This window comes from Streptococcus sp. HMSC066F10 (assembly GCF_001813805.1).
In the GTDB taxonomy this organism is placed as follows: Bacteria; Bacillota; Bacilli; order Lactobacillales; family Streptococcaceae; genus Streptococcus; species Streptococcus vaginalis.
This window is the reverse complement of the sequence record NZ_KV813957.1, coordinates 68,644-91,122: the sequence shown is the minus strand read 5'-3', so window position 1 is coordinate 91,122 and position 22,479 is coordinate 68,644. Positions and strand designations below refer to the sequence as shown.

The 22,479-nt window shown below is 37.0% G+C and carries 18 protein-coding genes and 3 pseudogenes; 18 read left to right on the top strand and 3 right to left on the bottom strand.

Going from position 1 to position 22,479, the window contains the following annotated elements:
• Positions 1 to 65: 65 nt before the first annotated feature.
• The 5 genes and pseudogenes from HMPREF2933_RS10575 to HMPREF2933_RS01485 form a co-directional block, all read left to right on the top strand.
• Positions 66 to 113 (top strand): annotated as a pseudogene (locus HMPREF2933_RS10575) (hypothetical protein); the annotation flags it as partial.
• A gap of 15 nt (positions 114 to 128) precedes the next feature.
• Positions 129 to 2,048, top strand: a complete 1,920-nt coding sequence (gene tet(M) / locus HMPREF2933_RS01500) for a tetracycline resistance ribosomal protection protein Tet(M) (RefSeq protein WP_070654311.1) — start codon at positions 129 to 131, stop codon at positions 2,046 to 2,048.
• Between the two features lie 97 nt (positions 2,049 to 2,145).
• The gene (gene tet(L) / locus HMPREF2933_RS01495; RefSeq protein ID WP_002345004.1) at positions 2,146 to 3,519 is read left to right on the top strand and encodes a tetracycline efflux MFS transporter Tet(L); all 1,374 of its coding nucleotides are present in this window, start codon (positions 2,146 to 2,148) and stop codon (positions 3,517 to 3,519) included.
• Between the two features lie 563 nt (positions 3,520 to 4,082).
• Positions 4,083 to 5,345: a MobV family relaxase gene (gene mobV / locus HMPREF2933_RS01490; protein WP_000119405.1), complete on the top strand. Its 1,263-nt coding sequence runs from the start codon at positions 4,083 to 4,085 to the stop codon at positions 5,343 to 5,345.
• 244 nt (positions 5,346 to 5,589) lie between these two features.
• Positions 5,590 to 6,168 (top strand): annotated as a pseudogene (locus HMPREF2933_RS01485) (protein rep); the annotation flags it as partial.
• Positions 6,169 to 6,222: 54 nt separating this feature from the next.
• On the opposite strand, the gene HMPREF2933_RS01480 reads toward HMPREF2933_RS01485, so the two are convergent.
• From HMPREF2933_RS01480 to HMPREF2933_RS01470, 3 genes are read right to left on the bottom strand one after another with little or no spacing between them, the layout of a single operon-like run.
• Entirely contained in the window at positions 6,223 to 6,903 is a 681-nt protein-coding gene (locus tag HMPREF2933_RS01480) for an IS6-like element IS1216 family transposase (RefSeq protein WP_001015311.1), read from the bottom strand.
• A 53-nt stretch (positions 6,904 to 6,956) separates the two neighbouring features.
• Complete coding sequence (locus HMPREF2933_RS01475; protein WP_070672375.1) at positions 6,957 to 7,805, bottom strand: nucleotidyl transferase AbiEii/AbiGii toxin family protein; 849 nt, start codon at positions 7,803 to 7,805, stop codon at positions 6,957 to 6,959.
• The gene (locus tag HMPREF2933_RS01470; RefSeq protein ID WP_024052556.1) at positions 7,802 to 8,392 is read right to left on the bottom strand and encodes a type IV toxin-antitoxin system AbiEi family antitoxin domain-containing protein; all 591 of its coding nucleotides are present in this window, start codon (positions 8,390 to 8,392) and stop codon (positions 7,802 to 7,804) included. Before HMPREF2933_RS01470 ends, HMPREF2933_RS01475 begins: the two co-directional genes overlap by 4 nt.
• A gap of 193 nt (positions 8,393 to 8,585) precedes the next feature.
• Here HMPREF2933_RS01470 and HMPREF2933_RS01465 point away from each other — a divergent pair, with 193 nt between their 5' ends.
• The 13 genes and pseudogenes from HMPREF2933_RS01465 to HMPREF2933_RS01410 all read left to right on the top strand — a co-directional run.
• Positions 8,586 to 13,490, top strand: coding sequence for an SspB-related isopeptide-forming adhesin (locus HMPREF2933_RS01465; RefSeq protein ID WP_070672372.1), 4,905 nt, complete (start codon positions 8,586 to 8,588; stop codon positions 13,488 to 13,490).
• Positions 13,491 to 13,685, top strand: coding sequence for a thrombospondin type 3 repeat-containing protein (locus HMPREF2933_RS01460; protein ID WP_007518250.1), 195 nt, complete (start codon positions 13,491 to 13,493; stop codon positions 13,683 to 13,685).
• Positions 13,669 to 14,221, top strand: a pseudogene (locus tag HMPREF2933_RS01455) (hypothetical protein). Before HMPREF2933_RS01460 ends, HMPREF2933_RS01455 begins: the two are co-directional and overlap by 17 nt.
• Before the next feature lie 49 nt (positions 14,222 to 14,270).
• On the top strand, positions 14,271 to 16,496 hold the full coding sequence (locus HMPREF2933_RS01450) for a hypothetical protein (RefSeq protein WP_070672369.1): 2,226 nt from the start codon (positions 14,271 to 14,273) through the stop codon (positions 16,494 to 16,496).
• A gap of 71 nt (positions 16,497 to 16,567) precedes the next feature.
• Positions 16,568 to 17,416, top strand: coding sequence for a KilA-N domain-containing protein (locus HMPREF2933_RS01445; RefSeq protein ID WP_070672366.1), 849 nt, complete (start codon positions 16,568 to 16,570; stop codon positions 17,414 to 17,416).
• Positions 17,417 to 17,427: 11 nt separating this feature from the next.
• Positions 17,428 to 17,709 carry a CD1845 family protein gene (locus HMPREF2933_RS01440; protein ID WP_001267141.1) on the top strand — a complete coding sequence of 94 codons (282 nt, stop codon included), beginning with the start codon at positions 17,428 to 17,430 and terminating at the stop codon, positions 17,707 to 17,709.
• A gap of 73 nt (positions 17,710 to 17,782) precedes the next feature.
• Entirely contained in the window at positions 17,783 to 18,820 is a 1,038-nt protein-coding gene (locus HMPREF2933_RS01435; RefSeq protein ID WP_070672364.1) for a DUF6017 domain-containing protein, read from the top strand.
• The gene (locus HMPREF2933_RS01430) at positions 18,820 to 19,305 is read left to right on the top strand and encodes a PcfB family protein (protein WP_070672362.1); all 486 of its coding nucleotides are present in this window, start codon (positions 18,820 to 18,822) and stop codon (positions 19,303 to 19,305) included. The genes HMPREF2933_RS01435 and HMPREF2933_RS01430 overlap by 1 nt, the downstream gene beginning before the upstream one ends.
• The gene (locus tag HMPREF2933_RS01425; RefSeq protein ID WP_070672360.1) at positions 19,302 to 21,083 is read left to right on the top strand and encodes a VirD4-like conjugal transfer protein, CD1115 family; all 1,782 of its coding nucleotides are present in this window, start codon (positions 19,302 to 19,304) and stop codon (positions 21,081 to 21,083) included. The genes HMPREF2933_RS01430 and HMPREF2933_RS01425 overlap by 4 nt, the downstream gene beginning before the upstream one ends.
• Before the next feature lie 78 nt (positions 21,084 to 21,161).
• On the top strand, positions 21,162 to 21,332 hold the full coding sequence (locus HMPREF2933_RS10070; protein ID WP_180364459.1) for a hypothetical protein: 171 nt from the start codon (positions 21,162 to 21,164) through the stop codon (positions 21,330 to 21,332).
• Positions 21,333 to 21,651: 319 nt separating this feature from the next.
• The gene (locus HMPREF2933_RS01420) at positions 21,652 to 21,963 is read left to right on the top strand and encodes a hypothetical protein (RefSeq protein WP_000356901.1); all 312 of its coding nucleotides are present in this window, start codon (positions 21,652 to 21,654) and stop codon (positions 21,961 to 21,963) included.
• 3 nt (positions 21,964 to 21,966) lie between these two features.
• A complete protein-coding gene (locus tag HMPREF2933_RS01415) occupies positions 21,967 to 22,182 on the top strand; it encodes a Maff2 family mobile element protein (RefSeq protein WP_000345446.1) in 216 nt (71 codons plus the stop codon).
• A 12-nt stretch (positions 22,183 to 22,194) separates the two neighbouring features.
• Positions 22,195 to 22,479 (top strand): VirB6/TrbL-like conjugal transfer protein, CD1112 family (locus HMPREF2933_RS01410; protein ID WP_261674318.1); only part of this gene is annotated, 285 nt, incomplete at its 3' end.

Below are 22,479 nucleotides of genomic sequence, written 5' to 3'. Positions count from 1 at the left end.
TTCTAAAGTATCCAGAGAATATCTGTATGCTTTGTATACCTATGGTTATGCATAAAAATCCCAGTGATAAAAGTATTTATCACTGGGATTTTTATGCCCTTTTGGGTTTTTGAATGGAGGAAAATCACATGAAAATTATTAATATTGGAGTTTTAGCTCATGTTGATGCAGGAAAAACTACCTTAACAGAAAGCTTATTATATAACAGTGGAGCGATTACAGAATTAGGAAGCGTGGACAAAGGTACAACGAGGACGGATAATACGCTTTTAGAACGTCAGAGAGGAATTACAATTCAGACAGGAATAACCTCTTTTCAGTGGGAAAATACGAAGGTGAACATCATAGACACGCCAGGACATATGGATTTCTTAGCAGAAGTATATCGTTCATTATCAGTTTTAGATGGGGCAATTCTACTGATTTCTGCAAAAGATGGCGTACAAGCACAAACTCGTATATTATTTCATGCACTTAGGAAAATGGGGATTCCCACAATCTTTTTTATCAATAAGATTGACCAAAATGGAATTGATTTATCAACGGTTTATCAGGATATTAAAGAGAAACTTTCTGCCGAAATTGTAATCAAACAGAAGGTAGAACTGTATCCTAATATGTGTGTGACGAACTTTACCGAATCTGAACAATGGGATACGGTAATAGAGGGAAACGATGACCTTTTAGAGAAATATATGTCCGGTAAATCATTAGAAGCATTGGAACTCGAACAAGAGGAAAGCATAAGATTTCAGAATTGTTCTCTGTTCCCTCTTTATCATGGAAGTGCAAAAAGTAATATAGGGATTGATAACCTTATAGAAGTGATTACGAATAAATTTTATTCATCAACACATCGAGGTCAGTCTGAACTTTGCGGAAAAGTTTTCAAAATTGAGTATTCGGAAAAAAGACAGCGTCTTGCATATATACGTCTTTATAGTGGCGTACTGCATTTGCGAGATTCGGTTAGAATATCGGAAAAGGAAAAAATAAAAATTACAGAAATGTATACTTCAATAAATGGTGAATTATGTAAAATCGATAAGGCTTATTCCGGGGAAATTGTTATTTTGCAGAATGAGTTTTTGAAGTTAAATAGTGTTCTTGGAGATACAAAGCTATTGCCACAGAGAGAGAGAATTGAAAATCCCCTCCCTCTGCTGCAAACGACTGTTGAACCGAGCAAACCTCAACAAAGGGAAATGTTACTTGATGCACTTTTAGAAATCTCCGACAGTGACCCGCTTCTGCGATATTATGTGGATTCTGCGACACATGAAATCATACTTTCTTTCTTAGGGAAAGTACAAATGGAAGTGACTTGTGCTCTGCTGCAAGAAAAGTATCATGTGGAGATAGAAATAAAAGAGCCTACAGTCATTTATATGGAAAGACCGTTAAAAAAAGCAGAGTATACCATTCACATCGAAGTTCCACCGAATCCTTTCTGGGCTTCCATTGGTCTATCTGTAGCACCGCTTCCATTAGGGAGCGGAGTACAGTATGAGAGCTCGGTTTCTCTTGGATACTTAAATCAATCGTTTCAAAATGCAGTTATGGAGGGGATACGCTATGGCTGTGAACAAGGATTGTATGGTTGGAATGTGACGGACTGTAAAATCTGTTTTAAGTATGGCTTATACTATAGCCCTGTTAGTACCCCAGCAGATTTTCGGATGCTTGCTCCTATTGTATTGGAACAAGTCTTAAAAAAAGCTGGAACAGAATTGTTAGAGCCATATCTTAGTTTTAAAATTTATGCGCCACAGGAATATCTTTCACGAGCATACAACGATGCTCCTAAATATTGTGCGAACATCGTAGACACTCAATTGAAAAATAATGAGGTCATTCTTAGTGGAGAAATCCCTGCTCGGTGTATTCAAGAATATCGTAGTGATTTAACTTTCTTTACAAATGGACGTAGTGTTTGTTTAACAGAGTTAAAAGGGTACCATGTTACTACCGGTGAACCTGTTTGCCAGCCCCGTCGTCCAAATAGTCGGATAGATAAAGTACGATATATGTTCAATAAAATAACTTAGTGTATTTTATGTTGTTATATAAATATGGTTTCTTGTTAAATAAGATGAAATATTTTTTAATAAAGATTTGAATTAAAGTGTAAAGGAGGAATTAATTATGAAGTGTAATGAATGTAACAGGGTTAAATACAACCAAATTTTAATTTGGCTTTGCGTTTTATCTTTTTTTAGCGTATTAAATGAAATGGTTTTGAACGTCTCATTACCTGATATTGCAAATGATTTTAATAAACCACCTGCGAGTACAAACTGGGTGAACACAGCCTTTATGTTAACCTTTTCCATTGGAACAGCTGTATATGGAAAGCTATCTGATCAATTAGGCATCAAAAGGTTACTCCTATTTGGAATTATAATAAATTGTTTCGGGTCGGTAATTGGGTTTGTTGGCCATTCTTTCTTTTCCTTACTTATTATGGCTCGTTTTATTCAAGGGGCTGGTGCAGCTGCATTTCCAGCACTCGTAATGGTTGTAGTTGCGCGCTATATTCCAAAGGAAAATAGGGGTAAAGCATTTGGTCTTATTGGATCGATAGTAGCCATGGGAGAAGGAGTCGGTCCAGCGATTGGTGGAATGATAGCCCATTATATTCATTGGTCCTATCTTCTACTCATTCCTATGATAACAATTATCACTGTTCCGTTTCTTATGAAATTATTAAAGAAAGAAGTAAGGATAAAAGGTCATTTTGATATCAAAGGAATTATACTAATGTCTGTAGGCATTGTATTTTTTATGTTGTTTACAACATCATATAGCATTTCTTTTCTTATCGTTAGCGTGCTGTCATTCCTGATATTTGTAAAACATATCAGGAAAGTAACAGATCCTTTTGTTGATCCCGGATTAGGGAAAAATATACCTTTTATGATTGGAGTTCTTTGTGGGGGAATTATATTTGGAACAGTAGCAGGGTTTGTCTCTATGGTTCCTTATATGATGAAAGATGTTCACCAGCTAAGTACTGCCGAAATCGGAAGTGTAATTATTTTCCCTGGAACAATGAGTGTCATTATTTTCGGCTACATTGGTGGGATACTTGTTGATAGAAGAGGTCCTTTATACGTGTTAAACATCGGAGTTACATTTCTTTCTGTTAGCTTTTTAACTGCTTCCTTTCTTTTAGAAACAACATCATGGTTCATGACAATTATAATCGTATTTGTTTTAGGTGGGCTTTCGTTCACCAAAACAGTTATATCAACAATTGTTTCAAGTAGCTTGAAACAGCAGGAAGCTGGTGCTGGAATGAGTTTGCTTAACTTTACCAGCTTTTTATCAGAGGGAACAGGTATTGCAATTGTAGGTGGTTTATTATCCATACCCTTACTTGATCAAAGGTTGTTACCTATGGAAGTTGATCAGTCAACTTATCTGTATAGTAATTTGTTATTACTTTTTTCAGGAATCATTGTCATTAGTTGGCTGGTTACCTTGAATGTATATAAACATTCTCAAAGGGATTTCTAAATCGTTAAGGGATCAACTTTGGGAGAGAGTTCAAAATTGATCCTTTTTTTATAACAGGAATTCAAATCTTTTTGTTCCATTAAAGGGCGCGATTGCTGAATAAAAGATACGAGAGACCTCTCTTGTATCTTTTTTATTTTGAGTGGTTTTGTCCGTTACACTAGAAAACCGAAAGACAATAAAAATTTTATTCTTGCTGAGTCTGGCTTTCGGTAAGCTAGACAAAACGGACAAAATAAAAATTGGCAAGGGTTTAAAGGTGGAGATTTTTTGAGTGATCTTCTCAAAAAATACTACCTGTCCCTTGCTGATTTTTAAACGAGCACGAGAGCAAAACCCCCCTTTGCTGAGGTGGCAGAGGGCAGGTTTTTTTGTTTCTTTTTTCTCGTAAAAAAAAGAAAGGTCTTAAAGGTTTTATGGTTTTGGTCGGCACTGCCGACAGCCTCGCAGAGCACACACTTTATGAATATAAAGTATAGTGTGTTATACTTTACTTGGAAGTGGTTGCCGGAAAGAGCGAAAATGCCTCACATTTGTGCCACCTAAAAAGGAGCGATTTACATATGAGTTATGCAGTTTGTAGAATGCAAAAAGTGAAATCAGCTGGACTAAAAGGCATGCAATTTCATAATCAAAGAGAGCGAAAAAGTAGAACGAATGATGATATTGACCATGAGCGAACACGTGAAAATTATGATTTGAAAAATGATAAAAATATTGATTACAACGAACGTGTCAAAGAAATTATTGAATCACAAAAAACAGGTACAAGAAAAACGAGGAAAGATGCTGTTCTTGTAAATGAGTTGCTAGTAACATCTGACCGAGATTTTTTTGAGCAACTGGATCCAGGAGAACAAAAACGATTTTTTGAGGAAAGTTATAAATTATTTTCCGAACGATATGGCAAGCAAAATATTGCTTATGCAACAGTTCATAATGATGAGCAAACCCCTCACATGCATTTAGGTGTTGTGCCTATGCGTGATGGAAAACTGCAAGGAAAAAATGTGTTTAATCGTCAAGAACTGTTATGGCTACAAGATAAATTCCCCGAGCATATGAAAAAACAGGGTTTTGAGTTGAAGCGTGGTGAACGTGGCTCTGACCGTAAACATATTGAGACAGCTAAATTTAAAAAACAAACTTTGGAAAAAGAGATTGATTTTCTAGAAAAAAATTTAGCAGTTAAAAAAGATGAATGGACTGCTTATAGCGATAAAGTTAAATCAGATTTAGAAGTACCAGCGAAACGACACATGAAAAGTGTTGAAGTGCCAACGGGTGAAAAGTCCATGTTTGGTTTGGGAAAAGAAATAATGAAAACAGAAAAGAAACCAACCAAAAATGTTGTTATATCGGAGCGTGATTATAAAAACTTAGTGACTGCTGCGAGAGATAACGATAGGTTAAAACAGCATGTTAGAAATCTCATGAGTACTGATATGGCGAGAGAATATAAAAAATTAAGTAAAGAACATGGGCAAGTTAAAGAAAAATATAGTGGTCTTGTAGAGCGATTTAATGAAAATGTAAATGATTATAATGAGTTGCTTGAAGAAAACAAGTCTTTAAAGTCTAAAATAAGCGATTTAAAGCGTGATGTGAGTTTAATCTATGAAAGCACTAAGGAATTCCTTAAGGAACGTACAGACGGCTTAAAAGCCTTTAAAAACGTTTTTAAGGGGTTTGTAGACAAGGTAAAGGATAAAACAGCACAATTCCAAGAAAAACACGATTTAGAACCTAAAAAGAACGAATTTGAACTAACTCATAACCGAGAGGTAAAAAAAGAACGAAGTCGAGATCAGGGAATGAGTTTATAAAATAAAAAAAGCACCTGAAAAGGTGTCTTTTTTTGATGGTTTTGAACTTGTTCTTTCTTATCTTGATACATATAGAAATAACGTCATTTTTATTTTAGTTGCTGAAAGGTGCGTTGAAGTGTTGGTATGTATGTGTTTTAAAGTATTGAAAACCCTTAAAATTGGTTGCACAGAAAAACCCCATCTGTTAAAGTTATAAGTGACCAAACAAATAACTAAATAGATGGGGGTTTCTTTTAATATTATGTGTCCTAATAGTAGCATTTATTCAGATGAAAAATCAAGGGTTTTAGTGGACAAGACAAAAAGTGGAAAAGTGAGACCATGGAGAGAAAAGAAAATCGCTAATGTTGATTACTTTGAACTTCTGCATATTCTTGAATTTAAAAAGGCTGAAAGAGTAAAAGATTGTGCTGAAATATTAGAGTATAAACAAAATCGTGAAACAGGCGAAAGAAAGTTGTATCGAGTGTGGTTTTGTAAATCCAGGCTTTGTCCAATGTGCAACTGGAGGAGAGCAATGAAACATGGCATTCAGTCACAAAAGGTTGTTGCTGAAGTTATTAAACAAAAGCCAACAGTTCGTTGGTTGTTTCTCACATTAACAGTTAAAAATGTTTATGATGGCGAAGAATTAAATAAGAGTTTGTCAGATATGGCTCAAGGATTTCGCCGAATGATGCAATATAAAAAAATTAATAAAAATCTTGTTGGTTTTATGCGTGCAACGGAAGTGACAATAAATAATAAAGATAATTCTTATAATCAGCACATGCATGTATTGGTATGTGTGGAACCAACTTATTTTAAGAATACAGAAAACGGTTCTGTTGCAAAGTTTTAAATAAAGAATAAAATCCCTTACGGTATCTATGATTTAAGCTGGGATTCCCAATAATACCTTGATTTCAGTACAGACCGAAAACCCGAAGAGAGTGCCTTCTTTTCGGGTTTTCTTATATAATCCTCGAATGGCTTCCATGCCTTTAATCGTGGTAGAGGCAGTGCGTAAACTTCGATAGAATTTATTGCGTCTCTTTACTGGACGATGGTCTTGTTCAATCAAATTATTCAGGTATTTAATGGTACGATGTTCTGTCCCTTGATAAAAGCCGTATTCTTTTAGTTTCTTAAAGGCACTTGTAATAGAGGGGGCTTTATCTGTGACTACAACCTTCGGTTCATCAAACTGCTTCACTAACCGCTTAAGAAAAGCATAGGCTGCTTGTGTGTCCCGTTTTTTACGTAACCAAATATCCAAGGTTAAACCATCTGCATCGATGGCTCGATACAAATAATGCCATTTTCCTTTAATTTTGATGTACGTTTCATCCATTTTCCATGAATAAAAGGATTTTTTATTTTTCTTTTTCCAAATTTGATAGAGTAGTTTGCCATATTCTTGCACCCAACGATAAATCGTCGTATGAGAAACGTTAATGCCACGATCATATAAGATTTCTTGAACTTCACGATAGCTAAGGTTATAACGAAGATAGTAGCCCACGGCTACAATAATCACATCCTGCTGAAATTGCTTTCCTTTAAAATGATTCATCGTCATTCCTCCTGCTATCTTTTTCTATTATTCTACCTTATTTGATAGTAGATTTAAAACTTTGCAACAGAACCATTGAGAGCTATCAAGAGGCTGATAATCTCATTAAGTATATCTGTGAATAGAATGTCTTTTGTATAGCTATATTTTTTTGAATAATTTTGCCATTGTTGCTGTTGAATAGAGTCAGATTTGAATCTCTCCAGTAGTTCAATGATTTTATTGAAATCGAGTTCAGTTTCACGATAGGAAAAGGTTCTTTCACAAGCAATTTTTAATTGTGAAAAATCAATGTCATCTTTCTTTAGCTTTGAAAGGATATAGACATCGTAAAAATCTTTGCTGCGACTGTTCAAGAAATTTCGTGAATAAATGGTTTGGAGTTTTTCAGCTAAGATTGTTTCAATCGTATAAGCAATGATTGGAAAATTGCCATCATCAAAAATGGCTTTATAGTCATAGGTAACAGGGTAAGGTGTGACAATGTCTCCAGTCGCAATATCTAAATGGATAATTTGTTTAATATTTTCTAGTTGACATAAAATGGTTGCTCGATAACCACCATAATCATCGCTTTCCTTAATAGCTGTTATGGATTGAATTGAAAATTGAATACCATCTTTCGCTTCAGTTAAAATTTCTTCAAGTTGTTGTTGAATATTTTCTTCTGATAAAGTTTGTTTATGAAACAGGAAGTCAATATCAACAGTGCTGCGAGATTCGACCCCAATGACGTTTGAAAGTAGGAATCCACCTTTGAAAATATAGTGATTCGAATAAGAACTCTGACTTAATTTTTTCAGAATAGCTTCAAGAAAGTAATAGGTCATGACGGAATTAAAGGTTAATCCAGTATTCTTCGATATTTTATGGCAGAGTGCTGTTAATTTTGCTTTATTCATAGTAGTACCTCCAAGGTTCGTTTAACTTCATCTAAGATATTTAGTTTTTGAGCATATTTATAGAGCTTTGCGAGATTTCTTTTAGGGAAGTTACTATAAGTTTGAAGTGTTTTGACAAAGAGCTCAGCATCAATGTTATTTCGATTAAGGATAAAATCACACAGAACACGTTCAAAATTATAAACGTTAACGGTGTTTCCCATTGGAGTTTTTACACTGGTGACCCCGAAGTTGACAATGTCTTTAGAAACAGTGTGGATATTTAAATTTAATGGTGTATTCCTAAAACGGTAGTCCCTTGGGACTGTTACTTCAAAATATTGAGGAATTTCATCTGTAAGTCCTTGTAGATAAAGAGCAGAGATATGAGAAAAAACAGTTCTGGGGTAACGATACTGAAAGAAATAGTATTCATCATAACCTCCACTAGAGGATAGATAGATACCTTTTTCGACCCTAAAGATAACCCCTTCGTTTTCTAGTCTAGTTAGATAAATGGTTGGAATACCTAATTTTTTACAATCTCTATAAGTAATCATGCCGTTATGATTGTCTAAGTACTCAAGTAACAATTCTTTTTTAGACATATTTCTCCCTCTCTTTGTTGCTTTTGTACCGCAATTTTACCATTTTTACAGTACAAAAGCAACATTTTTAGATGTTATCTATACAGTTTACTATTCTCTTACTTGATGTGATACCAAAATCAAGCCTTCTTTTTTATGATGGGGAAAGAGCGACAGTTTGTTGCTACTTATCAAAAGAAAAGAAGGATTAGTTATGACAAAACAATGTCATCATCACTTTTTAGTGAATCAGGAAAAAGCAGAGAAGCATGTCTTTCGTAAAAGTAAGAAGTATCGTACGCTTTGTTCGGTAGCTATTGGAACAATGGTCACAGCTATTGTCGCATGGGGTGGTGCAGTGGCGCAGGCTGACGAAGTAACGACACCACAGGATAACATCATTCAACGAACGGGAAATCCTGCCACCAATTTGCCTCAAGCACAGACAGCACCAGTTGTGGAACAGACGAAGAGTCTTGCTTCAACTGGTCAAACAGACGGTGCTATCACGGTTACGGTTCCTCATGATACAGTAACCCAAGCTGTCAATCAAGCGAAAGCAGAAGGTATCAAGACTGTTCAGGACCAATCGATGGATTTGGGCAACACGACATCAGCTAGTGAGACTAACCAACAATTAGCTAAAGCTGAAGCCGATGTTGCTAAACAAGCTGAGGAAATCACTCAGATAACAGATACCTATAAAGCTGATAAAGCAACCCATGAACAGGATAAAACACGTGCTGAAAAAGGGAATGCTGCGTTAGAGGCCAGTCACAAAGAAGCGACTCAAGCAGGAAATGGCTTAAACAGTTCTGTTGATACCAAGGTTTCAGAAGTGAAGACTCAAGATAAATTTGCTGATGTGACTGTAACGACTCAAACTGTATCGTCAGGAGATGGCTCAACTGTTCCAGGCTATCGGGATTACATGTCTTCAGTAGCTACTATTGATCAGAGAAATAAGGATAATCTTTCAGAATATGTGACCAAGAAAAAAGCCGCAGATGCCATTGTCGCAAAGAATCTGGCTACTCAAAAGGAAAATGAAACAGGTCTAGCTAAGGAAAAGGCTGATAATGAAGCGATTGACAAACGCAATCAAGCTGGACAAAAAGCGATTGATGATGAAAACAAAGCGGGTAAAGCTGCTGTTGATGAGTACAATAACAACCAACAGAAATTGGCCACAGATCGTGCGGATGAAATTGCAGCTATCACCAAACGCAACAAGGAAAAAGAAGAAGCCGCAAAGAAAGAAAATGAAGCCATTGATGCTTATAATGCAAAAGAAATGAACCGCTACAAGCGTGACTTAGCAGAGATTTCCAAAGGAGAAGAGGGGTATATTTCAGAAGCCCTTGCTCAAGCTCTAAACTTGAATAATGGGGAACCACAAGCAAGACATGGCGCAACTACTCGCAATCCAGACCGTATTATTGCGAAAGGCAATGCTATGCTTGGAGGCTATTCTAATATCTTAGATTCCACAGGCTTCTTTGTATATGACTCTTTTAAGACAGGTGAAACTTTAAGCTTCACTTATCAAAACTTACAAAATGCCCGATTTGATGGGAAGAGGATTAGTCGTATCACATATGATATTACTAATCTTGTTTCGCCAACGGGCACCAATGCAGTGCAGTTAGTCGTACCAAACGATCCAACAGAAGGTTTTATTGCTTACCGAAATGATGGAACAGGGAATTGGCGAACCGATAAGATGGAGTTCCGTGTCAAAGCCAAGTATTTTTTGGAAGACGGAACGCAAGTAGCTTTCACTAAGGAAAAACCAGGTGTCTTTACCCACTCCTCACTGAATCATAATGATATCGGTCTGGAATATGTGAAGAATTCATCTGGTAAATTTGTTTCTATCAATGGCTCGACGATTCAAGTGACAAATGAAGGCTTGGCTCGTTCACTAGGTTCCAACCGTGCCAGTGATTTGAAGTTGTCAGAGGAATGGGATACGACGTCTAGTCGCTATGCCTATAAAGGTGCGATTGTCTCAACCGTCACATCAGGGAATACCTATACAGTGATTTTTGGGCAGGGAGACATGCCGATGCAGGTGGGTGGAAAGACCTATTGGTTTGCTTTAAATACTTTGCCCGTCGCACGGACTGTTAAACCGTATCGTCCCAAACCATATGTGACCCCAAAACTGGATCCCGTACCTGATCCGATTAAGGTGGTGCCAAAAACTTTCACACCAAAGACGTTTACGCCTGAACCACATGTGACTTTTAAAGAGAAACCACTAGAGAAAGTGACACAACCTAGCTTGACCTTAACAAAGGTCACTTTGCCGAAAATTCCTACTTCAAAACCCTTGCCCAAAGCACCACAAGTGCCAATGGTTCACTACCATGACTACCGTCTGACAACAACGCCCGAAATTATGAAAAAAGTGGTGAATACAGACCAAACAAATCTTCATGGCAAAACAGTCGCAAAGGCTTCAACTGTTATTTACCCACTGACAGTAGACGCTTTTTCTTCCAATCGTGCCAAAACAACAAGCCTTACTTTCGAAGACTACCTTCCAGCAGGCTATGTATTTGATAAGGAAAAAACACAAGTGGAGAACGGAAACTATGAGGTGACCTTTAATCAGGAAAAGAACTTTGTGACCTTAACTGCCAAGGAAAACTTGTTGCAGGAGGTTAATAAAGACTTAACCAAGGTTTATCAACTGACCGCCCCAAAACTTTATGGAACTGTTCAAAATGATGGGGCCACTTATTCCAACAGCTATAAGCTCTTGATGAACAAGGGAACACCAAATGCTTATACCGTCACTTCAAATGTTGTAACCATTCGGACACCAGGTGATGGAGATACGACCAGCCACATTGTACCTCAGAAACGCAATGAAAATGAGGACGGTGTCGTCATTAACGATACCGTGGTTGCTTTAGGAACCACCAATCACTACCGTTTGACTTGGGATTTAGACCAATACAAGGGAGATAGCTCTTCTAAAGAGACCATTGCACGTGGCTTCTTCTTTGTGGACGACTACCCTGAAGATGTGCTGGATTTAGTGGATCAGGGAACAGTCATCACCACTCGTGATGGCAAGTCTGTGTCAGGAATTTCTGTCAAAGCTTACGCTTCTATAAAGGATGCTCCTAAAGACCTTCAAGACAAACTGGCTCGTGCCAAGATCACACCAAAAGGGGCCTTTCAAGTTTTCATGCCTCACGATAACCAAGCCTTCTATGACCAGTACGTTAAAACAGGAACTTCATTGGAACTGCTAACCAAAATGACCGTTAAAGAGAGTCTTTATGGTCAAACTGTTAACTACAAGAATAAGGCTTATCAAGTCGATTTTGGCAATGGCTACGAAACCAAGGAAGTGACCAATACCCTTGTTTCTCCAGAGCCTAAGAAACAAAACCTGAATAAGGATAAGGTGGACATCAATGGGAAGCCCATGCTTGTGGGAACTCAAAACCATTATACGCTGTCATGGGACTTGGACCAATACCGAGGCATTAAAGCAGATAAGACTCAAATTGCACAAGGATTTTACTTTGTAGATGATTATCCCGAAGAAGCCCTATTACCAGATGAAACAGCGATTCAGCTAACCACATCTGATGGTAAAGCAGTATCAGGTGTTACGGTGAAAACTTATTCTAGCTTATCAGAAGCGCCTAAAAACCTACAAGTAGCCCTTTCTAAACGAAAGATTGAGCCTAAAGGAGCCTTCCAAGTCTTTATGGCAGAAGACCCTCAAGCCTTTTATGATACTTATGTGACTAAGGGACAAAACATTACTATTACACTGCCTATGACCGTTCGGGAGTCCATGCTTCATTCAGGGAAGTCTTATGATAATGTGGCTTATCAAGTGGACTTTGGGCAAGCCTATAAGACCAACACGGTGACTAATCATGTACCCAAAGTTACTCCACACAAGTTTAATACTAATAAAGCAGGCAGCACAATTGATGGCAAGACCATTCTTCCTAATACCATCAATTACTATAAAATGGTTCTGGATTACAGTCAGTACAAGGACTTGGTAGTGACAGATGATACCCTTGCTAAAGGTTTCTACATGGTAGATGACTATCCCGAAGAAGCTCTGACTTTAAATCCAGATGGTGTTCACATCATGGATAAGTCTGGCAATCTTGTCAAAGGTGTCTCTGTTAAAACCTACGCTAACCTATCAGAAGCCCCCAAAGTCATTCAAGAAGCTATGGCCAAACGCCAGTTTACACCAAAAGGAGCCATTCACGTCTTAAGTGCCGATAATCCTAAAGCCTTTTATGAGACCTATGTTAAAACTGGTCAAACCTTAGTCGTGACACTGCCGATGACCATTAATAATGAGTTGACAAAGACTGGTGGCAAGTATGAAAATACGGCTTATCAGATTGATTTTGGCTTGGCTTACGTGACGGAAACCGTGGTCAATAATGTTCCAAAACTAGACCCACAAAAAGATGTGGTGGTTGATTTGTCTCAAAAGGATAAGAGCTTAGACGGTAAGAAAATCGCTATGAATCAGGTCTTCAACTATCGTTTGGTAGGAGCACATATTCCAGCTAATCGAGCGACACCGCTCATTGACTATCGTTTTAACGATGATTACGATGAAAGCCACGATGCCTATAACGGTGTCTACAAGGCTTATACTTTGGTGGATGTCACCCTAAAAGATGGAAGTGTTCTACCAAAAGGTACAGAAGTGACCAAGTACACGCTACAAGAGGTGGATACTTCAAAAGGCACAGTCACCATTCGCTTTGATAAAGATTTTTTAGAAAGTCTCGCAGAAAAATCTGAATTTCAGGCGGATGTTTACTTGCAGATGACACGAATCACTTCAGGTGAGGTGGAAAATACAGTGCTTCATACTGTTAATGGTTATACCATCAGTTCAAACACCGTTAAGATGCACACCCCTGAACCAGAACCATCAACTCCAAATCAGCCAGCACCATCACAACCACCAGTTGAGACTCCTGAGCCACCAGTTCTTGCTAGTGTTCTCCCAAATACAGGGGATAGTCAGTCTCTCTTGGCGCTTGTTGGTGGAGGGCTTCTTTTAGGCTTAGCTTATGGCTTTTCAAAGCGGAAAATGGAGGACAACTAGATGGAACCTAAAACGATTTACAATACGGATTCTGACCAGGATGGCTTAACGGACGCTGTGGAACTAGATCTAGGAACCAATCCCTTGAGCAGTGACACGGATAGTGATGGGCTAACGGATCTTGAAGAAGTACAACAAGGTTTATGGCCAACTCAACATCAGCGTAAGGAGAGAAGCTATGACTTGGAACTATGAAACCATTTCTAAGACATTTTCAGAGATGGCACGAGAAAACTATGAAGAATATGGTTAAAGCCTTTCTAGCCATGGAGTTAAGTGTTGATAATATGTCACTACTTGATACCCTCTATCGTGACTTTATGGCAATAGATGACTTGCCTTTGGTTAGTGATGATTTACGCCTAAAGGCAGAAGGCTATCAGGAACAGCTTCAAGAAGAGCTGACCGATTTGTTGGAGAAACTCTATCGAACAGGGGAGGGAGCTAGTTTCATCATGGAAGTGATAGCGTCCAACAACATTTCGGACACCCTTCCTCGGTATGAGGTTTTGGATGAGGACGATTATTCGTCTCTCACCTTAGAAACCTTGCAAGACATTATCCAAAAGGACTTGTCTCTAACTAGCCAAGATTATTTTGGAGATGTGACCTACATGGCTTTACAGAAAGACTTATTGGACCAGAAAAGTGATTTCTTACAACACTATGTGACGACTTTAATGGATAAGTTGCCACAAGAAAAAGACCAAAGAGCCTTGGTCCTAGATTAAAGCAGTGGGCTGAGAATACCTCTCAGCTCATTTTTGATTGGAGGGAAGCATGAATCAAGAACACTTACTAGAGATGTTGCGGGCAAGATTGCCACGTGACCCCATCCTTTTAGAATCTTTTTTACGTTATCAGGCAGCCCATTTTGATGAGGACTGGGACAGTCTGATCCAACACTTTACGACCCATAGGGGAGAGGTCAAACCACTTGTTCAAGTGGTTCAGTTTGAGACGGATGTCTCTGCCTTTGTGGCAGCTAGTCCATTTGAAGCAGCTCATGACTTACTCACCTATACGCAAACATTTGGTCAGGCTGGACTAAATAAGTTACCCCAATTATCAACCAATGAGAAAGCCTTAGTGATTGAGGTTGCCCTCTTTAACCTGGCGACTCGCTTTCAACTCTTAGACCAAGAAGGAGCTTATCAGTCCATTTCAGTATCCTCTCTGTTGGAAAAAGGCAGAGCCGCAAACTTAGTCAATGTGTACCGTGTGGCTAATAACCTGTCTGACCGTATCAGTCGTGATATTGAACAGTTTCTTTTGAGCTATGAACCAGAAGCAGAGGCAGTGAAACCAAAAGTTATTGAAGAAGAGAAAGAAGTCATAGGACCAGAACCACTTCAAGAGATTACTTTTCGAGAAGAAGGCTTTATCATGATTGCAAGCCTTGATGAAGACCTGTCGCAACTGGATTTTCGAACGGGTCAAACAGAACACTTACCAGCTTATGAGAAATTGAATTTGACTCAGAAATTTGAGATACTGAGCCATTTTGACCAGGTACGAAACGACCTCCCTAAACTTCCGAACCTTAGACGTGGGGATTTTGATCATGAGATGGAAATGACCCCAATCTATGAAGGTGACACGCTTCTGACGTATTTGGAAGCAGATGGGACAGTTTATAAACTTCAGCGTCCTTTAACGATACAAGAAGAAGCTCTTTTAGGTGAGATTGGGCAAACAATTTTAACAGAGAATACGGAAAAGCTCACCAGTTTAGGGATAGACTTGACGAGCTTTGATGAGAATCAACGTGGGATTTTGCTAGATGCAGCAGGTCGCTTCCGTTTGGAAAATGCGGACCTTGCATTATTAGGCGGCTATCCCAAAGCCACAGTAACTCAACTAGCTCTTGCGACAGAATTGCTTCAGATGGGACTGAGTCATGACAAAGTTGAATTTTTCTTGACCAGTCAGCTGGATTTGGAAGATTTAAGACCAGTTGCTTATGGCTTTTTACACGAAGACTTATCTTTGGAAGAAGCTAGAACTTTTGAAGCAGAAAAACAGGAAACTCCAGACCTTGTCTTTAAATACTGGAGGGACACCTTTATTCAAACTGAGGCTGAAATGTCCATTCCTCAGCCGCCCCCCAACAATCCTATCATACAAGAAGCTCTTGAACGTTTTCCCCTTGACTCTATGGTAACTTATAAGGGACAAGACTTTAAGGTGATAGCCATAGAAGAGTCAGGGGTTAATGACCTCATTCGGATTGAATTACAAAATGATTTCACGGATTTGATTGAACAAAATCCAGTCCTTTTCTTACGGACACTAGACGAAATCACTCAGGCTCTCCATGTTCCTTCTGTCGAAGAAAAAGAAGAGATGGAGCAAACCAGTCAGGAATTAGACCTCTTTTCCTTTATGGATATGGAAGAACAAAAAGAGCCAGTTTCTCAAGTGATGATGACAGCAAAACCAGTCAACGCAATAGAAGAGAAAGTACCAGAAAGTATTGAGATGGAGACTGATTCAGAGGTAGCTGATGTCGTTGAAACCATTCCTACCGTTGATTTTCACTTTCCAGAAGATCTGACAGACTTTTACCCTAAGACAGCTAGAGATAAGGTGGAGACGAATATTGCTGCCATTCGTCTTGTGAAAACACTTGAAGCAGAACAACGACAAGCGACTCCGAGTGAACAAGAACTTTTGGCCAAATATGTGGGTTGGGGTGGACTTGCTAACGATTTCTTTGATGACTATAATCCTAAGTTCTCTAAAGAACGTGAAGAACTAAAAAATTTAGTATCCGATAAGGAATATTCGGATATGAAACAGTCCTCTCTAACAGCTTATTACACTAATCCTGCCCTTATTCGCCAGATATGGGATAAGTTGGAACGAGATGGCTTTAAAGGCGGAAAAATTCTAGACCCTTCCATGGGGTTTCGTGTCATAATAATGACACAGGCAAATAGTCAAGTAAGTACAAGGGTTTTAGAGCTTCTACCAAAGTTTAAAATCAAAAAAATGAATCGTTGATGTGCTGTTTAGAGCAGTTATTACGAAAATAAATGTTGTAACCAGTACATCAGCATAAAGGAGGAACTCACATGTCTAAGGCAAAAAAAGACACGATTGAAGCAAAAGGTTTTGCTATTCAAATTTATACTGAAGACTTTAAAAACGACTATATAAGTCTAACGGATATTGCTAGATATAAAAGTGATGAACCATTTATAGTTATTAATAACTGGTTGAGAAGCAAAGATAATATTCAATTTTTAGGTTTATGGGAATCAATGCATAATCCTGATTTTAAACCTATCGAATTCGATAGGTTTAGAAATGAAGCAGGTAGTAATGTATTCACACTATCACCACAAAAATGGATTGAAAAGACAAATGCGATAGGCATTGTTTCTAAGTCAGGACGATATGGAGGCACATTTGCTCATAGTGATATAGCAATGGAATTTGCTTCATGGATTTCACCAGAATTTAAGCTTTACATTATTCAAGATTATAAGAGACTTAAATCAGATGAAAACTCAAGATTGTCACTGGGATGGAATCTGAATAGAGAAATTTCCAAGATTAACTATAAAATTCATACGGATGCAATCAAAGAGTATCTCTTAAAGGATCTTACCAACGAACAGCTATCCTATAAGTACGCAAGTGAAGCAGATATGCTAAATGTTGCTTTATTTAATAAAAGAGCTAAACAGTGGCGTGAAGAAAATCCTGACTTAAAGGGTAACATGAGAGACTATGCAAGTCTAAATGAGTTGTTGGTGCTTGCAAATATGGAAAGCTATAATGCGGTTCTTATCGGCAAAGGTATGGAACAAAAAGAAAGAATGATAGAACTGAGAAAGCTTGCGAGAACTCAGCTGATGTCAATTGAAAAGTTGAACAATACAGGAATTAAGAGCTTAGAAGATAAGTCAAAGAAATAGAGAGGTCTGTTATGAGATGGGCATTGAAAATTATCTTATTTCCAATAATATTGCTCTTGTCGATACTAATTGCTTTTCTAAAATTTATTATAAAAGTTAGTGGAATGATTTTAGGTATAATATCTTTCCTAGTATTTATTGGAGCAGTAGCTTGCTTCATACAAAAAGATATGGCAACAGGAATGGTAGCATTACTACTATCTTTCTTAATCAGTCCTTATGGACTACCTAAAATTGCACTGTGGATTACAGCATACCTTGAAGTAGCGAAGGATACATTAAAGGAAATATAAGGGATCTAAGACGATGGAACATAAATCTATCGTCTTTTTCTATGCCTAAATTTAAGAGAAAGGAGACGATGAAATGAGTATGTATTTATTTGATGAACAACCTATACTGGCAAACAAAGCATTAGCCAGAGAATTAGGCTTAAATGAAGCCCTTGTGCTTCAACAAATAAATTACTGGATTGAGATAAATAAGAAGTCTGGCAATAATTACCATGATGGTAAATATTGGACATATAACTCAATAAGAGCATGGCAAGAAAAAGATTTCGACTATTTAAGTGTCGATACAGTGAAACGAACTTTTTCTAAGCTTGAAAAAGCGGGATATCTTTTAGTTGGAAACTATAATAAAGATCCTAGAGACAAAACAAAGTGGTACACAATAAATGACAAGAAATTAGAAGAACTTTATCTCGAATTAAATCAAAGAAAACAAGAGAAAGAAAGAGAAATATTAGAACAAGTAAGTAAAAGAGATATGCCTAATGCATTAGGGCAAAATGCACCAATGGAAGAGGGCAAAATCAACCAATGCAATGAGGTATTTAGCACCGATGCATTTGATGAAAATCTACCAGTGCATTATGGCAACTTGCATGAACCATTACCAGAGATTACTACAAATAATTCATCAAAGATTACTTCATATATTTCTACAGAGAATTCCTCCCACCTACCCATCTATGAAAGAGATTTGTTTTATTCAGGGGACGGAATGGAGGATAGATGCAAAAAAATAAAATCATATAAATCTTGTTTAGAAGAATTAAGAGAAAGTACGGGATATAACGAACACATGAAGCTGGGTAATAAGATTACTGCTAAAACCTTTGATGAAATAATTAAAGTTTTAGCTGATGTTATGGTATTAAATGCGGAAGATACAGTCACAATAAATCAAACAAAATTACCAGCATATGTTGTTCAAGAGAGATTTAAAGAATTAGATTCTTCACATATGGAGTATCTTGTAAATGCTTTATCAGAGAATGAATCAAAAATAAGGAATGTAAGAGCATTTATTTTAACGGCAGCATATAATGCCCCAAGCAATATGGATGCCTATTATACAGCACTTGTTAGTTATGATATGAGGGAAGGAGGTTACTAATGATAAATGAAGAAATTTCTAATAGAGTAGTTAATATTGAAGTGAATGTCTTAAAGTCAACATATCAAGAAATCTTAAGTCAGGTAAAGAAGTTACAACAGAGATCTAAACAACATGGTGGCTTAGATAAACTTATCAAGGCTGAGGGAAATGAAATCAAACTAAAAGATATGGTAAAGAAAGGACAGCTTGAAGAAATCAATGTTAAAGATGGTGAGCTAAAAGAACTCAAAAAAGAACTAAATAAACATGGTGTTAAATTCTCAGTGATGAAAGATAAGGAGACAGGAATACATTCAGTATTTTTTCAAGCCAAAGATACTAAGGTTTTAAACAAAGCTTTTCAAAATGTTCTTTCTAAAATTGAGAAAAAAGAGAAAAATAAGGAGTCCATTCATAAAAGCATAGAAAAATTCAAGGAGATGGCAAAGAACACTGTTTCTAAAGATAAAGTCAAGAATAAACAAAAGGAGCAGAGCCTATGATAGATAAGATACTAAAAGACATCAAAGGCTTATTTAAGGTGCAGGATAAGGCAAAGTTTCTAAAACAGAACATTCCCTATCTTGCATTTTTCTATGTTGGCAATATCTTTTCTCACCATGTAAGAGCTTATACAGGTGGCGATGTAATAGATAAAATCTTTCAGGGGATATTAGAACTTAATACCATGAGTTTTATTCCAAGCGTTCATCCAATAGATGTTTTAATGGGTGTGGGCGTGGCAGCTTTAATTAAATTTATCGTCTATACCAAAGGGAAAAATGCTAAAAAGTTCAGACAGGGGAAAGAGTATGGATCAGCACGATGGGGAACTGCAAAAGATATTCAGCCTTATGTAGATGAGAAGTTTCAAAATAATATCTTGCTTACTCAAACCGAGCGATTAACTATGAATGGCAGACCTGCTAATCCGAAGTATGCTCGAAATAAAAATGTTTTGGTTATAGGTGGTTCAGGCTCCGGAAAGACAAGATTTTATGTAAAACCGAACCTAATGCAAATGCACTCGTCATATTGTGTAACAGATCCTAAAGGAACAATAGTCATTGAGTGTGGGAAGATGCTTGAAGATAATGGTTATGAGATAAAAATCTTAAATACCATCAACTTTAAAAAGAGCATGAAGTACAATCCATTCGCCTATCTCAGAAGTGAAAAAGATATCCTCAAATTGGTACAGACAATTATTGCAAACACTAAGGGTGAGGGAGAAAAAGCAGGTGAAGATTTTTGGGTGAAAGCTGAAAAACTCTATTATACAGCTCTTATCGGCTATATCTTCTATGAAGCTCCAAGAGAAGAAAAGAACTTTGCAACACTACTGGATATGATAGATGCTTCAGAAGTCAGGGAAGATGATGAAACATATATGAATCCTATTGACAGACTCTTTGAAGCATTAGAAAAGAAAGAGCCTACACACTTTGCAGTAAAGCAATATAAAAAGTACAAACTTGCTGCTGGAAAAACAGCAAAGTCTATTCTTATATCATGTGGTGCAAGGCTTGCTCCTTTTGATATAAAAGAGCTTAGGGACTTGATGAAAGAAGATGAACTTGAGCTTGATACACTGGGAGATAGAAAAACAGCACTTTTTGTTATTATCTCTGATACAGATGATACTTTTAACTTTGTGGTGTCTATTATGTACTCGCAGTTATTTAACTTACTTTGTGATAAGGCGGATGATGAATATGGAGGACGATTACCTGTTCATGTAAGATGCCTTCTTGATGAGTTTGCAAATATAGGCTTAATTCCCAAATTTGAGAAATTGATTGCGACAATCCGTTCAAGAGAAATTTCAGCAAGTATTATCTTGCAGGCACAGTCTCAGCTAAAGGCAATCTACAAGGATAATGCAGATACCATTGTAGGTAACTGTGATAGCACTTTGTTTCTTGGTGGAAAGGAAAAGACCACACTAAAGGAGCTATCTGAAACACTTGGTAAAGAAACCATAGATCTGTATAACACATCGGAAACACGATCCAATGCCAATAGCTATGGACTGAATTACCAAAAGACAGGAAAAGAGCTGATGAGTCAAGATGAGATAACGGTTATGGATGGCAGTAAATGTATTTTTCAGCTTCGAGGTGTAAGACCGTTTTTATCAGATAAATTTGATATTACAAAGCACAAGAATTACAAGCTACTTGAGGACTATGATAAAAAGAATTTGTTTGATATTGAAGACTATATCAAGAGAAAAGGCAAAGTTAAGATGAATAGAAATACAGTAATTACAAGATTGTAATATTCTTCTGTTATAGCTTTATGTGGCATGGGTATATTTGGTATAATAGAACAAATTTGAATTTGTGGAGGAAATGATATGCTAAAAGGAATAGGATATTTATTATTTGGAGTAGGTTTATGTTTTATGTCTCCTAAATTTATCAAACAATATAAAAAAGATAAAAACATTGAAAATATCCTTGAGGTTATTGGAGTTATATTATTAGCGGCTTCAAGTATTCTTTTAGGGGTTTTGGAATTTTTGTAGAATTACAAATTCAAGTTTGTCGAATGGAATATAAAACATCAAAGACGATAGAAAAGCAACATCTATCGTCTTTTTTCATGCCTATTTTCAATTTATATTGCGATCAATAAATAGGAAAAACTCGCAGAGAAGCTAACTAGTATTTCAAATGCCTCTCACTAATATATACACGACAAAATGCTAGTTCCCTTAAATATGTTACAGAAAGTAAAGGAGAAAAGATGATAAGGATAAGAAGCCCTACCTAATAGATAACTAAATATACAAATACTTGGCGATTGGAATTAACTTTTCAGTCGCTTTTTTAATTGGAGGAAAAATGGATAAAGAGATGATTAATATCAATGCCAATCTGTTAAAAGAACCTACTTTTGGAACTTTTACAAGAGGTGATGAAGAGGTTCAAGTTGTAAATTTTGCTCTTTCGAAAGGATATGGAAAAGGTAGAGAGTATATCAACTGTGCAGCCTATGGCAATAAATCTGACGTGGCTAAGGAATTTTCAGAAGGTGATTTCATTCATGTATATGGCTACTTCAATAAACGAACTAAAAATGGAAAGACATATAAGAATTTTGTGGTTATGTCTATGAACAAAATTGAAAAGAAAGAAGAAAACGAGGAGGAATAAATAATGGATTTTTTCGTACAAGCAGTTAATGTATTAAAGATTTTGGTAATGGCAGTAGGTGCTGGTCTTGGAGCATGGGGTGTTATCAACCTTATGGAGGGATATGGTAATGATAATCCTGGAGCAAAATCTCAGGGTATTAAACAGCTAATGGCTGGGGGAGGTATCGTTCTAATCGGCTTAAAACTAATTCCATTACTTTCAAATGTATTGAAGTAAGGAGAGTAGCCTATGTTTGGTATTTTCGATAAGATAGAGGAATTTTTTAAAGAGCTTCTTCTCGGAGGTATCCAAGCAAATCTTGAGTCAATGTTTATCGACATTAATGATAAAGTCGGAGCAGTTGCAACCGATATAGGAAAGACACCAATGGGATGGAACTCAGAGGTATTTAACTTTATTAAGAGTATCAATGATAGTGTCATTATTCCAATTGCGGGTTTAATCATTACAGCAGTTTTATGTATTGAGCTGATAAATATGGTTATGCAAAAGAACAATATGCACGATACAGAT